At 70.3% G+C, this 12,085-nt stretch carries 13 protein-coding genes; 6 read left to right on the plus strand and 7 right to left on the minus strand.

The genetic code is table 11. The annotated features are described in order from the left end of the window. Positions 1–95: 95 nt before the first annotated feature. Positions 96–1,169, minus strand: a complete 1,074-nt coding sequence (locus AB0K35_RS26495; protein ID WP_238672581.1) for a hypothetical protein — start codon at positions 1,167–1,169, stop codon at positions 96–98. Continuing rightward, the gene (locus AB0K35_RS26500) at positions 1,166–1,507 is read right to left on the minus strand and encodes a PadR family transcriptional regulator (RefSeq protein ID WP_238672583.1); all 342 of its coding nucleotides are present in this window, start codon (positions 1,505–1,507) and stop codon (positions 1,166–1,168) included. The genes AB0K35_RS26495 and AB0K35_RS26500 overlap by 4 nt, the downstream gene beginning before the upstream one ends. Positions 1,508–1,617: 110 nt before the next feature. Here AB0K35_RS26500 and AB0K35_RS26505 point away from each other — a divergent pair, with 110 nt between their 5' ends. The 3 genes from AB0K35_RS26505 (at position 1,618) to AB0K35_RS26515 (ending at position 3,262) form a co-directional block, all read left to right on the plus strand. After that, positions 1,618–2,322 (plus strand): VOC family protein, encoded by a 705-nt coding sequence (locus AB0K35_RS26505; protein ID WP_363888484.1) that lies wholly within the window; start codon positions 1,618–1,620, stop codon positions 2,320–2,322. A gap of 185 nt (positions 2,323–2,507) precedes the next feature. After that, positions 2,508–2,939, plus strand: coding sequence for a hypothetical protein (locus tag AB0K35_RS26510; protein WP_238672585.1), 432 nt, complete (start codon positions 2,508–2,510; stop codon positions 2,937–2,939). Positions 2,940–2,986: 47 nt separating this feature from the next. Beyond that, the gene (locus AB0K35_RS26515; protein ID WP_238672586.1) at positions 2,987–3,262 is read left to right on the plus strand and encodes a hypothetical protein; all 276 of its coding nucleotides are present in this window, start codon (positions 2,987–2,989) and stop codon (positions 3,260–3,262) included. 13 nt (positions 3,263–3,275) lie between these two features. On the opposite strand, the gene AB0K35_RS26520 is transcribed toward AB0K35_RS26515, so the two are convergent. Both AB0K35_RS26520 and AB0K35_RS26525 read right to left on the minus strand, forming a co-directional pair. Beyond that, complete coding sequence (locus AB0K35_RS26520) at positions 3,276–4,052, minus strand: L,D-transpeptidase family protein (RefSeq protein WP_363888487.1); 777 nt, start codon at positions 4,050–4,052, stop codon at positions 3,276–3,278. Between the two features lie 410 nt (positions 4,053–4,462). Then, the gene (locus tag AB0K35_RS26525; protein ID WP_363888490.1) at positions 4,463–5,173 is read right to left on the minus strand and encodes an HAD family hydrolase; all 711 of its coding nucleotides are present in this window, start codon (positions 5,171–5,173) and stop codon (positions 4,463–4,465) included. Between the two features lie 171 nt (positions 5,174–5,344). On the opposite strand from AB0K35_RS26525, the gene AB0K35_RS26530 reads away from it, so the two are divergent. Next, entirely contained in the window at positions 5,345–5,971 is a 627-nt protein-coding gene (locus tag AB0K35_RS26530; RefSeq protein ID WP_238672591.1) for a hypothetical protein, read from the plus strand. Positions 5,972–6,001: 30 nt separating this feature from the next. On the opposite strand, the gene AB0K35_RS26535 is transcribed toward AB0K35_RS26530, so the two are convergent. Next, positions 6,002–6,580, minus strand: coding sequence for a TetR/AcrR family transcriptional regulator (locus AB0K35_RS26535; protein WP_363888493.1), 579 nt, complete (start codon positions 6,578–6,580; stop codon positions 6,002–6,004). Positions 6,581–6,758: 178 nt separating this feature from the next. On the opposite strand from AB0K35_RS26535, the gene AB0K35_RS26540 reads away from it, so the two are divergent. Continuing rightward, entirely contained in the window at positions 6,759–7,958 is a 1,200-nt protein-coding gene (locus tag AB0K35_RS26540) for a low temperature requirement protein A (protein ID WP_363888496.1), read from the plus strand. A gap of 7 nt (positions 7,959–7,965) precedes the next feature. Here the strand turns inward: AB0K35_RS26540 and AB0K35_RS26545 are convergent, their stop codons facing one another. Next, positions 7,966–8,859, minus strand: coding sequence for an RNA polymerase sigma-70 factor (locus AB0K35_RS26545; protein WP_357361486.1), 894 nt, complete (start codon positions 8,857–8,859; stop codon positions 7,966–7,968). A 179-nt stretch (positions 8,860–9,038) separates the two neighbouring features. On the opposite strand from AB0K35_RS26545, the gene AB0K35_RS26550 reads away from it, so the two are divergent. Beyond that, a complete protein-coding gene (locus AB0K35_RS26550) occupies positions 9,039–9,422 on the plus strand; it encodes a DoxX family protein (protein WP_238672596.1) in 384 nt (127 codons plus the stop codon). A 194-nt stretch (positions 9,423–9,616) separates the two neighbouring features. On the opposite strand, the gene AB0K35_RS26555 is transcribed toward AB0K35_RS26550, so the two are convergent. Beyond that, a complete protein-coding gene (locus AB0K35_RS26555; RefSeq protein WP_363888498.1) occupies positions 9,617–11,965 on the minus strand; it encodes an IPT/TIG domain-containing protein in 2,349 nt (782 codons plus the stop codon). Positions 11,966–12,085: the final 120 nt, after the last annotated feature.

A 12,085-nucleotide genomic window follows, 5' to 3' on the forward strand; every position in this document is an offset into this window, starting at 1 on the left:
CCGAGTAGAAGGCCCCCACCCGAGGGCCTTCTACTCGCATTCCCGGGCTCGATCACGCCCTACGGGCCCGGGAGTCGGACAACAGCGGCGGAGTTTCAGCTCGCTATCACCGCTGTCTGCGTTCCCTGCTGGGCGCCGGGGCGGGCGAGCAGAATCGCGGCACCCGCGAGCATGACCCCGGCGATGGTCAGGGCGAGAACCTGCCAAGTTGGCCCGACCGGGTAATAGCGGCCGGGGTTGAACGCGCTGTGCACGGTGAAGACCGGGCCGACGTCGCCGTGATCTCTGAATGCCCGCAGCACGTTGCCGTACAGGGCTACTGCCGGCAGAGCGAGCGCGATCAGCGCTACGGCCCAGAGCCCGGCGGAGGCGCGCCGCCGTTCGGCCGACGCCTCCACGATCCGGTACGCGAGGGCCGCTGCGATCAGCCACCCCACGACAAGTCCGATCAGGATGCCCGCCACGATCAGAGGTAGGAACAAGGACGTGCTCTGCACCCAGCCGTCGAGGTGGACAGAGCCGTGCTCGGCGCTGACGTAGCTCCGCACCTGGAGTGTCAGCCCGTTCGACCTGGCGCTGAACGTCGAGTTGCGCATCGGGAGGTCGACGAAGGATTTGGTGTCAGGGTTGAACGCGAACGCTTGGCCGCCGAGTGGCGTGACGTCGGAGACTGACCAGCCATCAGCTGAGAAACGCTGCCGGGCCTGCTCAGCGTCCCAGTTGGCATCGACTTCGGAAGTCGTCGAGATCGACTCCTCCTGCCATGGTGACGCGACGCGCAGCTGGACGGAATCGTTGGCGGCACCGCTGGCCCGCTGGGCCAGGCTGGCGGTCGTGGCGTCGTCGGGCAGGTCCGCGAACGTCTGGGAACCTGTCCACGACCCGACGGCCCCACCGAACGCGCCCATCGTCAGGGCGAGGAGGACCGCCGCGATCACCGCGAGCGGCCGGCGGGTGGGGAGCCGGAGCCGCTGGCGCAGGCCGCTGGCGAGCAGGTGCAGGGCTTCCCCGGGCCGAGGGCGGCGCTGCCCGGGTGCTGCCATCTCAAGGAGCGTGGTGATCATCTCGGTGCCGTACCGGCGCCGATGCCGGCCCGGGTACGCAAGCAGCAGCTTGCGGTAGTGGCGTTCGAGACTGCGGTCGCCGGCCGACCACGTGGCGGCGGTCATGCGGACACCGCCCCGAAGCCCAGGGCACCACCGAGGCGCTTGCTCAGCTGGTCATCGGCCGCCGTCGCATGCCGACGCAGTCGCTCGGCCTGGGCTTGCAGGGCCGCTGCTCCCGCCTCGTTGAGCCGGTAGTAGCGACGAAGTCGCCCGTCGACGGCCTCCTCCCGGTCAACCTCGATCAGGCGTTGCTCGACCAAACGGTCGAGTGCGCCGTAGAGGGTGCCCGGCCGCAGCTTCACGTCGCCCGCCGACAAATCTTCCACCGCCTGCACTACCCCGTAGCCGTGCAACGGCTGGGCGGCCAGAGCGGTGAGGATGAGAAAGGTAGATTCATGCATGCGTGGATAATACGTGCGGCGTTATATAACGTCAAAGATCCTATCCAGGAGGGCGTCAACCCAGCACCGTCTGCCCGGACACATCCGCTCCCACCAGTCATGCTGGAAGCATGATCGCGCGCTTCAAGGATCTCTGTCTGGACGCCAACGACCCGCTCGCACTCGGCGGCTTCTGGGCCCGCATGCTCGACGGTGACGTGGCCGATGCCGGTGACGACGACACCCGGGTGGACCCGCGCTCCGCGCGCTCCAACGCCGAGTCGATCTGGGTGAACAAGGTGCCCGAGCCTCGGGTCGGCAAGACCCGCGTACACCTGGATCTGCGGTTGGCCGACGCGGACCCGGCGGCGCTGCTCGCGGACGGCGCCCAACTGGTACGCGACCCAGGCGGTGAGGCGAGCTGGTGGGTGTTGAGCGACCCGGAGGGCAACGAGTTCTGCGCGTTCCCGGCTCGCGACGGTGCCCTGCCGGGCCCGTTCGAGTTGGTCGTCGACTCGACCGACCCGGTTGCGCAGGCGACCTGGTGGGCCGGGGTGGTCGGCGGCACCGTCGAGCACGAGGGGACCCACGCGGGTGTGGTTGGCGCGTCCGGGTTCCCCTGGGACTACTGGGTGTTCGTCGGGGTGCCCGAGCCCAAGACGGTCAAGAATCGGCTGCACTGGGACGTCGACCTGGTCGACCCGGAGCCGATGGCGCTGATCGCTGCGGGCGCGACCCTGCTGCGGGAGCCTCTCGACGAGACGCACTGGTGGTGGGTGCTGGCCGACCCCGAGGGCAACGAGTTCTGCGCCTTCGCACCACGCCCTACCGGGTGAACGACCGACTACCGAGCGCGGGCGTCGTCGGCTAGCGTTTTCCTAGCGCCGTAGCCGGCGCGTTCGCCGCCGCCGTCGACACGCCTCCGGCCGACCCATGCCTGCCCGATCGGTTGGTAATCGCGGGAACGTCCCACCGCCGCTCCCCCGGTTCGGCAGGATCGTCCCAACGAGGAGGTGCCGTCGTGCAGGACACCCGCGCTCTCGCCCTGACGTTCGAGGTGAGCGGCCTGCCACCGGTCAAGACCGAAGCGTTGTCCATCTTCGCCGCCGGGCACCGGCAGGCGACGAGGGTCCGCACCCTGCTCCAGGCCGCCCTCGCCGCGGCCCAACGCACCGGCTGGACGCCGTTGCCCGGGCCGATCGAGGTGGACCTGGTGTTGCGCTGCCCGCCCGGGCACCGTACGTCCGACGCCAGCACCCTGCTCGGCGGCGTCTGCGCGGTGTTGCAGGACAAGAAGCGGGTGTCGAGCATCGGCCTCGCCCACCTCGGCGTGCTGGTGGACGTCGCCCTCTACGACGACGACCGGCAGATCCGTCGGCTGTCGTACCACGAGGAGCCGGCGGAGGAGTTCTCGTACCAGGTGCGGGTCGCCGCCGCACCGACCGGGGTTTGACCGACGTCCGCGGTGGGGTATCGCGGACGCCGACGAAGGGAGCACCGATGTCGGAGCCACATGTCACGCTCGACCCCCGCGGGCTCGATCCTGTGCAGCAGAAGCTGCGCGGCCCGCTGGAGGAGCAGCTGACCTCGGCGCTTCAGGCGGCCACCGAGCGGGTCCGCTCCGGCTACGCCGGCGAACCGGTCGAGCAGGTCTGCCAGCGGCTGTTGGAGGAGACCCGCTCCGGGTTGCATCCCGACATCGCTGCCGGGTTCAACCCGGACATGGACGAGTTCTGCCGGGTGGCGGTGGCGATCGTCCGGCGCGAGGACGGCTGAGCCGCGGCGGCTCTCAGTATCGGCTGAGCTGGGCGTACGGGCTGAGCACGATGCGTGGTGACAGCGCCGGGTCCAGCCAGTTGAGCACGTCGACAAGGTGATCGTGGGCGAGGGAGACACAACCAGCGGTGGCGTTGCCGGCGCTGGTGCTGAACTGGTGCAGGAAGATCCCGCTGCCCGCGTTCGGCACCGGCTTCGGCACGTTCGGCGGCATGTTGTAGGTGATCACCGCGAAGTGCGTGTACGCGGGGACCTCCTTCCACAGTGCCTCGCTGGCCCCGCCCGGGTTTGTCGCACTGTGCTGGAAGGTGTTGTAGAACGCCGACGACGGGTTCTCGTTCCACCAGTCACCGCTGACCAGCCGGTGGTAGGGGAAGCGCACGCCCGGGTTGGCGTCGATGCCGTACATGGTGGGGCCGATCGAGTAGACGCCGGTCGGCGTGGTCGGCACACCCTCCACGTGGTTGTCGCTGAAGCCCTTCGAGCCGATCCGGGCGGGCAACGACGCCGAGGCCGGCTGCCAGGTGCTCCGCACCCGCACGAACGCCTCCAGCGTGGCGTAGGTGGTGGTGTAGCTGCTGGCGCCGACGATGATCACCTGCTTCGTCTCCGCCGGCAGCGTTGTCAATGCGCTGGCCCGGTTCTGGGGCTGCCACCTCGGCAGGGGTCGCGGCGCCGGGGCCGTGCCGACGCTCGGCCCCACCGCCGCGAGTGCGGGCGCGGGCGGGGTGAGCACGGCCGGGGCGACCAGGCCCGCCGCCGCGCCGAGTAGGAGAGATCTGCGCTTCATGCCGCCATCCTGACAGTCGAACCGGCGCGCGGTCTGCCCCGCTCGGAGCTGTCGAACGATTCGCGGGCCGGGTCAGGACCGGGTCCGCAACTACCCGGCCCTGACCCTCGGCCGTCCGGCAGGGAAGCGGACAGCTCCGGCACCCCGCCGCGCGGGCGTGGCACGACGCCACACGCCAGAACGGGGTGAGCCAGCCACTTCGCACTCAGCTCCACGGTGCTCACCCGCCGAACGCCGACGCGCTCCCGACACACCCCGGAGGGCCGTGAGCGCCGAACCAGGTTAGGCGCGCCCCGACCGGCCGGACAAGCCGCGTCGGACGACCGGCGGCAGGACTGATCCCACGATGAAAATCGGGCAGGTTGGCGTAACGCGACCATGATCGCCGACGCTGTTTGGCTTCGGTACGGTCAGAAGTGGCGCAGCAGGTCCCGGAACGCGGCGAGCCGCAGCACCCCGCCGTCGGTCGGGTCCAGCTCGTCATCCTCCAGCACCCAGGTGTTCGCGTTCGGAATGAACACCGCGTTCAACCCGGCGGCCCGCGCCGGCAGGATGTCGGACTTCGGGGAGTTGCCGATCATCCACGCGTCGTCCGGCGCGAAGCCGTGCTCCCGAATGAGCCACCGGTACGTGTCGACGTTCTTCTCGGCGACGATGTGCGCGGCGCCGAAGTGGTGCAGCAGACCGCAGGCGTCCAGCTTGCGCTGCTGCTCCTCCCGATCGCCCTTGGTGAGCAGCAGCAACTCGTGTCGACCGGCCAGCTCGTCGAGCGCGTCGGCCACCCCGGGCATCAGCTCCACCTGGTGCTCGACGAGGGCCACCGCCAGCCGGTCGATCTCCTGACGTTCGGAGTCGGTGGCCGGCCGCTCGCGCAGCCGCTCCAGGCACTCCGCCAGGCTGCGCAGGAAGACCTTGCTGCCGTACCCGTGCGCCACCGCGTTGGCCCGTTCGATGTCGTCGAGGACGGACCGCAACGCGGCCCGGTCCAGGGTCGGGTGGTCCAGCCAGCCCAGGAAGTCGTCGATCACCCGCTCGAAGACGACGTTGTTCTCCCACAACGTGTCGTCCGCATCGAAGATCAGCACCTGCGCCTGTCGTCGCGCCGCCACGCCGACCGTCATGCCATGCCCTCCCCGTGCCACCGCCGCCAAGACCGAGAGACAGGATAGGCGGGAGATCGACGTGAGATCTTCCGGATTTTCGTGAACCGTTCCGGCGCGGCCGTCGTCATGCGGAGGCGACATCCATGATGATTTCCGCCCAGGTTCGGGACGGCTGTTGAGGAGTGCGGCATGGCCACCATGAAGTGGGTCACCGGCGCGGCGATGCTGGCCTGCGCCAGTGTGCTGGTGGCGTGCCAGGGCGGTGCGGACAAGGCGGCGGGCACGCCGACTCCGTCGGGCGCCCTGACAGGCGCGCCGACGGCAGCGGCGCCGACCACGCCATCGGCAGCGGCGAGCGACCCACTGCTGTCCGGCACGCGCGAGGTCACCATCACCCGGGTGCAGGGTTCGGGGAAGCCGTTGGAGATCAGCGGGCGGCTTGAGGAGGGCGGCGACGCCGGCGGTCGCATCCTGTTCGTGCCGACACCGATCGGCGGCGACCGGTACGTGATCAGGGCGTTCGGCACGAAGGACGGCCACCCCGCCAACGACGACCCGTCCTGCTGGCAGGTGAACGGCCTGGACATCGAGCCCGAACTGACAATCGGGGCCGTCGTCTGCGACCAGGACGACCCGATCCAGCGGTTCACCATCATCGCCAAGGGCGACGGCACGTACACGATCGGCAGCGAGACCCGTGTCCTCCAGCACCTCCCCGGCAACGGCCTCGTCCTCAAGGAGTTGGGCAACGCCAAGCTGAACACCACGTTCCGGTTCACCGACAAGGGCCCGGCCGACCGCCAGCCCATCAACTGACCAGGATCCGGGGAGTTCGGCGGTGGCTGGTCAGGGCCACCGCAGCAACCGTTGCGCGATCAACGCCTCGCGGTCCTCCTGCCCCTCGGGTCGCAGCCGGCCACCGCGGGTGAGCATCACCACGCCGTGCAGCAGGCTCCAACCCACCTCGGCGAGGGTGTCCGGGTCCCGCCCCTCGGCCAGCGGGGTCAGGGCCGCCCGCAGCTCGGCGAAGACCGCCCGCGGCGCGGCCGGCACGCCATCCACGCCGAGGGCCAGGTCGGGGGTCAGCGCGAGCATCGCGTCATAGACCTCAGGATTCGTGTACGCGAAGTCGAGGTACGCGGTCGCGACCGCCGGCCAGACCCCCTCCGGGCTCCCGGCGGTCTCCGCGTGCGCCTCGGCGAGGTCGGCGGCCAGATCGGCGAAGGCGCACACCGCGACCGCGGCGATCAGCGCCTCCAGATCGGCGAAGTGCCGATAGATGTCACCCATGTCGATCTCGGTTCGTTCGGCGAGCCGTCGGGTGGTCACACCCGCCCAGCCCTTCGTCTCGGCCAACTCTCGCGCGACAGTGACGATGAGGTCACGCCGGTCCTGTTCAGTGGCCTTCTCGGCAGGTCCGGGCACGTCCACGAGCGTAGAGGCGTACACCTGCCGTAGCGGTCGGGTGACGGATTGGTGACTGTTGTCTGTCGCCGGCCCCTTCGCTCCACGTGCCACAGCCGCACGCTGGCTCGTTAGGCATGGAGATCACCGCGACGGGAGGGCCCGTGATCGTTCGGCGGAACCGGCGCGTGGCGAGCCGATGAGGAACACCCCCGACGGACTGTTGCGCAGCGAAGCCACCCGCCAGCGGGCCACCTTTCTGGAGCTCTTCCTCGACCTGGTCTTCGTCTTCGCCCTCACCCGGATCTCCGCGCGGCTGATCGCCGACTTCACCGACGGCCAACGCGGCGCGTACGCGGGTCTCGGCCAGGCTCTGCTGCTGTTCCTGGCGCTGTGGGCGGTCTGGTCGCTGACGGTCTGGTCGACGAGTTGGCTGGACCCGGACGCCCCGATCGTCCAGACCGTCATCATCATGACGTTGGTCGGCGCCATGACGATGGCCGTCGCCGTGCCCAACGGCTTCGGCGCACGCGCCGCACTCTTCGCCATCACGCTGGTGACCCTCCAGATCGGCCGCGTGGTGTTCTTCCACGTCGCCGGGCACGGCCGGCCGGACCCCCAACAGTCGATCCGGGTCCTGTTCTGGTTCGGCCTGAGCGCACCGCTCTGGGTCATCGGCGGGCTGGTAAACGACGGCACGGTTCGCGGGGCACTCTGGACCCTCGCCGTGCTGACCGACTACACCGGGCTGCTCCTCGGCTGGCCGACCCCCCGACTCGGCGCGCAACGGCTCGGCGTCCAGATGATCGCGGCCGAGCACCTGGCCGAGCGGTACCAACAGTTCCTCCTCATCGCTCTCGGCGAGGCGATCTTCGTCATCGGTCTCGCCTTCAGCGGCAGCGAGTTCCACACCGACCAGACGGGTGGGTTCGTCCTGGCGCTGGCGAGCACCGTCCTGCTCTGGCGGATCTACTTCCACGTGGCGGGAGGGATGCTGGGCACCGCCGTCGACCGTTCCCGTAACCCGGCCCGACTCGCCACCGACATGGCGTTCGCCCACATGGTCATGATCGCGGGGATCGTGCTCACCGGCGTCGGCTTCGAACTGTTCATCGCCGAGCCGCTCGGGCACCTCCCGGCGACCTGGCTCATCGCCATCTTCGGCGGCCCGGTGCTCTTCCTCGCCGGACGATCGGCGCTCGAATACCAGGTCTTCGGTCGGGTGTCCCGGTCCCGGCTGGCCGGCCTGGTGGCCTTCGGCCTGCTGATCCCGGTAGCACTGCACCTCCAGCCGCTCACCGCGGGCGCGGTCGCCGCCGTGGTGCTGCTCGGCGTCGCCGCGGCGGACGCCCGACGCTCCCGCCACCGGTCACCGGAGACGCCCACGCCCCCGTACTAGCCCGCAGTCACCGCCGCAGGGTGGTCTCACGCCGCATGTGCGACAACTTCTCGGGGTTGCGCACAGCGTAGACACCGCTGATGAAACCGTCGTCGATACGCAGCGCGAGGACCGTGTCGACCGCGCCGTCGAGCCGCAGAACCAACGCCGGGTGACCGTTGACCTGGGCAGGGTGCAGCGACATGGTGGCGACCCTGGCGTGTGTGCTGCACAGCAGGCGGGCCACCTTGTCGGCTCCGGCGACAGGCCGCAGCACGGCCTGCTTGATCCCGCCGCCGTCGCCGAGGAGCACCACATCCGGCGCGAGGACGTCGAGCAGGCCCTGCACGTCGCCGGTCTCGACCGCCCGCCGGAACGCGTCCAACGCCCGCCGGGTGTCCGCCGAGGAGACCATTCCGCGCGGTCGGCGCGCGGCGACGTGCGCCCGCGCACGGTGGGCGATCTGACGGACCGCCGCCGAACTCTTGCCGACCGCCTCGGCGATCTCGTCGTATCCAAGGTCGAAGACCTCACGGAGGACGAACACCGCCCGCTCGGTCGGCGCCAGCGTCTCCAGCACCAGCAGCATCGCCATCGAGACACTCTCGGCGAGTTCGACGTCGTCGGCGACGTCCGGTGCGGTCAACAGCGGCTCGGGTAACCAGGAGCCGACGTAGGACTCCCTGCGCCGGCCGACCGCACGCAGCCGGTTGAGCGACAGTCGGGTGGTGATCCGGACCAGGTAGGCGCGCTGGTCCCGCACCGACGGAAGATCCGCGTCCGCCCACCGCAGCCAGGTCTCCTGGAGTACGTCCTCCGCGTCGGCGGCCGAGCCGAGCATCTCGTACGCGACGGTGAAGAGCAGGTTCCGGTGGGTGACGAACGCGTCGACGGCCCGGTCCCCCCGGTTGTCCGCTCCCATGATTCCGCCCCCGGCATCCATGCGTCCTCCAGTCTCGTCGAACTCGACCGCGTCGCCCACCAGACACCGGCCACCCGCCGTCTGTGACGCCGGACGCCCGTGCTCTCCGTCACTCGACGAGCTGTCACAGCGAACCGGCCGGTGGTGTCTCCTGTGCGACCCGATACGGAGGGAAACGCATGAACCTGGCACTGTGGATCACGGCCGGACTGCTGGCCGCACTCGCCCTGGCCGGCGGCATCACCAAGACATTCGTACCCAAGCAGAAGTTGGCCGCGGCCAACGGCGGCGGGTGGACCGGCGACGCCAGCGTGGGCTTCGTCAAGGCCCTCGGCATCCTTGAGCTCCTGGCCGCGGTCGGTCTCGTCCTGCCCGCGGTGCTGGACATCGCACCGGTGCTGGTGACGGTCACCGCCATCTGCTGGATCCTGCTGATGGTCGGCGCGATGATCACCCACCTGCGCTACGGCGAGGCGAGGTTCATCGTGCTGAATCTGATCTACCTCGTGATGGCCGCGTTCGTGGCCTGGGGCCGCCTCGGACCCGAGCCCTTCACCGGCTGACCTGGACCCTGTTCGGCCCGGCGTCTGTCTACGTGGGGGCCACCCCCAGGGAGGGCAAGCTGATCGTCCACGTCGGCTATGGGTGAGCGCCGAGGTGGGCCGATGGTTGCTGTGTTCCCGGCGGGCTGAACGAGTGCCCGCCGCGTTGTTCGCCCCGGCCAGGGCCCGGGTTGGGCCCTGGCCGGGACTGCTGGTCAGCCGATGCGACCGGCACGCTGCCGGCGCCGGGTTAGCAGCACCAGAACGATGCCGAGGAGCGCCAGCAACGCGCCGACGCTCAGCGGCGCGGCAACGGTGTCACCCGTAACCGGCAGGATCCGCGGCACGTAGCGGAAGGTCAGCGCGTTGGAGGCGCGCCCGTCGACGCTCACCACCACAGTGGTGTTCCCGGCCACGCAGGCCGGCGTACGGAAGGTCAACGAACGCCCGTCCGGTGCCACGGTGACCAGGCTCGCCGCGATGGTCTGGCCGCAGATGGTGACAACGGTCCGACCTGGGACGAAGCCGGAGCCACCGACGGTCACGGTCGTGCCGCCAGAGGCCGGCCCCTGACCCGGGTTCAGCTCGTCGATGACCGGCGGGGCGATCTGGTACGTGAACCCGTCCGGCTCGACGACGTCGTCACCGGGCAGGAGCACCGTCACGTCCACCGGGCCAGGCAGGCCGGGCGGGGTGACCACTGTCAGTGAGGTGCCGCTCGGGTCCACGACGAGGTTCGTTCCCGGCGTGTTGCCGAAGTTCACGCCGGTCGCGCCGGTGAGGCCGGTCCCGGTGATGGTGACAGTGGTGCCACCGGAGGTCGGCCCGGACGTCGGGGTCAAGCCGGTCACGTCGGCGTCACTGCCGTCGGCAAGGTACGTGTAGTCCAGTGGTGCCGCCGAACCGCTCCCGGTGCTCACCACCACCGCAGCGGGGCCGATCGCCCCGGGCGGGGTGACAGCGGTCAACGACGTGCCGTCCGCGTTGACCGTGACGTCAGTGGCGGGCGCCCCGTCGAAGGTGACGGTCGTGCCACCGGGGATGAAGCCAGCGCCGGTGACCGTCACCGTCTGACCGCCCGACTGCGGGCCCTCGTCCGGTGTGATCGACGCGGCGATCGGAGCCGCCGCCACATAGGTGAACCCGTCCGGCGCGGTCACGTTGGCGCCCGGGATCAGCACTGTCACGTCCACCGGACCGACCGGCCCAGGCGGAGTCACCACAGTCAAGGAGGTGCCGCTCGGGTCCACCACGAGGTTGGTCCCCGGGGTGTCGCCAAAGGTCACTCCGGTCGCCCCGGTGAGGCCGGTCCCGGTGATCGTCACCGTCGTACCACCGGTGTTCGGGCCGGAGTCCGGCACGATCGAGGTGATCGTCGGCGCGATGTAGGTGAAGCTCGGCGCTGTCACCCGCCCGGCCGGGAAGACGAGTTCGACCTCCGCCGGACCTGCGGGATTCGGCGGGGTGACCACGGTGATCGTGGTGCCGGCCGGGTTGACGGTGAACCCGGTGCCGGGCAGCCCGTCGAAGTCCACGCCCGCCACGCCGGTGAAGCCGGTGCCGGTGATCGTCACCGTCGTACCGCCGACGGTCGGCCCGGAGGTCGGCGTGAGGTCGGTGATCACGGCCGCGCTACCGTCGGCCAGGTAGGTGTAGCCCAGCGGCGGCGCGGCGCCGTTCACCGTTCTGACCACGACGGACGCCGGGCCGATCGCGCCGGGCGGCGTGACCGCCGTCAACGAGGTGCCCGCGGGCGCCACAGTGACACCGGTCGCCGGCACACCGTCGAACGTGACGGTGGTGCCGCCTGGAATGAAGCCCGTACCGGTGATGGTCACCGTCTGGCCGCCCGACTGCGGGCCTTCGTCCGGCGTGATCGTGGCGGCGGTGGGCGCAGCCGGCGGACGCTCGCAGGCGGCCTCGGCCACGATCACGGTCCCGACCGGAATGGTCGTCGGCACGCCGAGGATGGTGCCCGACAGGGTGAGCACTGCCCGCACGGCGATCGCGGTGGCACCGGTGGCGGTTGTCGTCTCGACCCGGGTCAATGAGGCGTTCAGGCTCGCGCCCACCAGACCCGGTACGACCACGGCTGCGCTGCCCACCACGGCGGGGGCGTTGGCCGTCAGCGTCACCGCCGAGCCGAACAGCTCCAAGCCCACGAGCGTGGTGTCCGCGCTGGTCGCGCCGACCTGCGGGCAGGTCGCCGTGGCGGTGACCTCGGCCGCGTCGAGCACGTCGACGCCGAAGACTGCCAAGCTCAGGCCGTTCACGCTTGACGACGCCGAGGACGAGGCCGCCGCCCGGGTGGCGGTGACCTCCTCGACGGTGCCGCCGGCGGTCACGCCGAGCGCACCGGGAATCGCGATGGCCAGCAGCGTCTCGGTGTCAGTTCCGCCGGCCGCCGGTGCGGTGGCTGAGCCGATGGTGGCGTCGGCGCTGATCACGGCGATGCCGAGCACTTCCGCGGACAGGTCGACGACGACACCCCGCGCGTTCGCGTCGCCCGGTGCGGCCCGTGCCGGCGTCCCCGCTCCCAGGGTCGCCAAGCCGGCGACCAGCATCGCTGTGGATGCGGTCGTGACTCTTTGCAGGACAGAACTCACCGATTCCCCCGTTCAGTTCGATTGACGGGTCTGCTCGGTGTGTTGGCACCCGCCAACGATTGAACGAGGAAGAAAGGT

This window comes from Micromonospora sp. NPDC053740 (assembly GCF_040677775.1).
GTDB lineage: Bacteria > Actinomycetota > Actinomycetes > Mycobacteriales > Micromonosporaceae > Micromonospora > Micromonospora alfalfae.

What these genes read in the sequence shown, in the direction of transcription:
- AB0K35_RS26495 (WP_238672581.1), bottom strand. Translation starts at nt 1,169, where the DNA reads ATGACCGCCGCCACGTGGTCGGCCGGCGACCGCAGTCTCGAACGCCAC.
- AB0K35_RS26500 (WP_238672583.1), bottom strand. Translation starts at nt 1,507, where the DNA reads ATGCATGAATCTACCTTTCTCATCCTCACCGCTCTGGCCGCCCAGCCG.
- AB0K35_RS26505 (WP_363888484.1), top strand. Translation starts at nt 1,618, where the DNA reads ATGATCGCGCGCTTCAAGGATCTCTGTCTGGACGCCAACGACCCGCTC.
- AB0K35_RS26515 (WP_238672586.1), top strand. Translation starts at nt 2,987, where the DNA reads ATGTCGGAGCCACATGTCACGCTCGACCCCCGCGGGCTCGATCCTGTG.
- AB0K35_RS26520 (WP_363888487.1), bottom strand. Translation starts at nt 4,052, where the DNA reads ATGAAGCGCAGATCTCTCCTACTCGGCGCGGCGGCGGGCCTGGTCGCC.
- AB0K35_RS26525 (WP_363888490.1), bottom strand. Translation starts at nt 5,173, where the DNA reads ATGACGGTCGGCGTGGCGGCGCGACGACAGGCGCAGGTGCTGATCTTC.
- AB0K35_RS26530 (WP_238672591.1), top strand. Translation starts at nt 5,345, where the DNA reads ATGGCCACCATGAAGTGGGTCACCGGCGCGGCGATGCTGGCCTGCGCC.
- AB0K35_RS26540 (WP_363888496.1), top strand. Translation starts at nt 6,759, where the DNA reads ATGAGGAACACCCCCGACGGACTGTTGCGCAGCGAAGCCACCCGCCAG.
- AB0K35_RS26545 (WP_357361486.1), bottom strand. Translation starts at nt 8,859, where the DNA reads ATGGGAGCGGACAACCGGGGGGACCGGGCCGTCGACGCGTTCGTCACC.
- AB0K35_RS26550 (WP_238672596.1), top strand. Translation starts at nt 9,039, where the DNA reads ATGAACCTGGCACTGTGGATCACGGCCGGACTGCTGGCCGCACTCGCC.
- AB0K35_RS26555 (WP_363888498.1), bottom strand. Translation starts at nt 11,965, where the DNA reads ATGCTGGTCGCCGGCTTGGCGACCCTGGGAGCGGGGACGCCGGCACGG.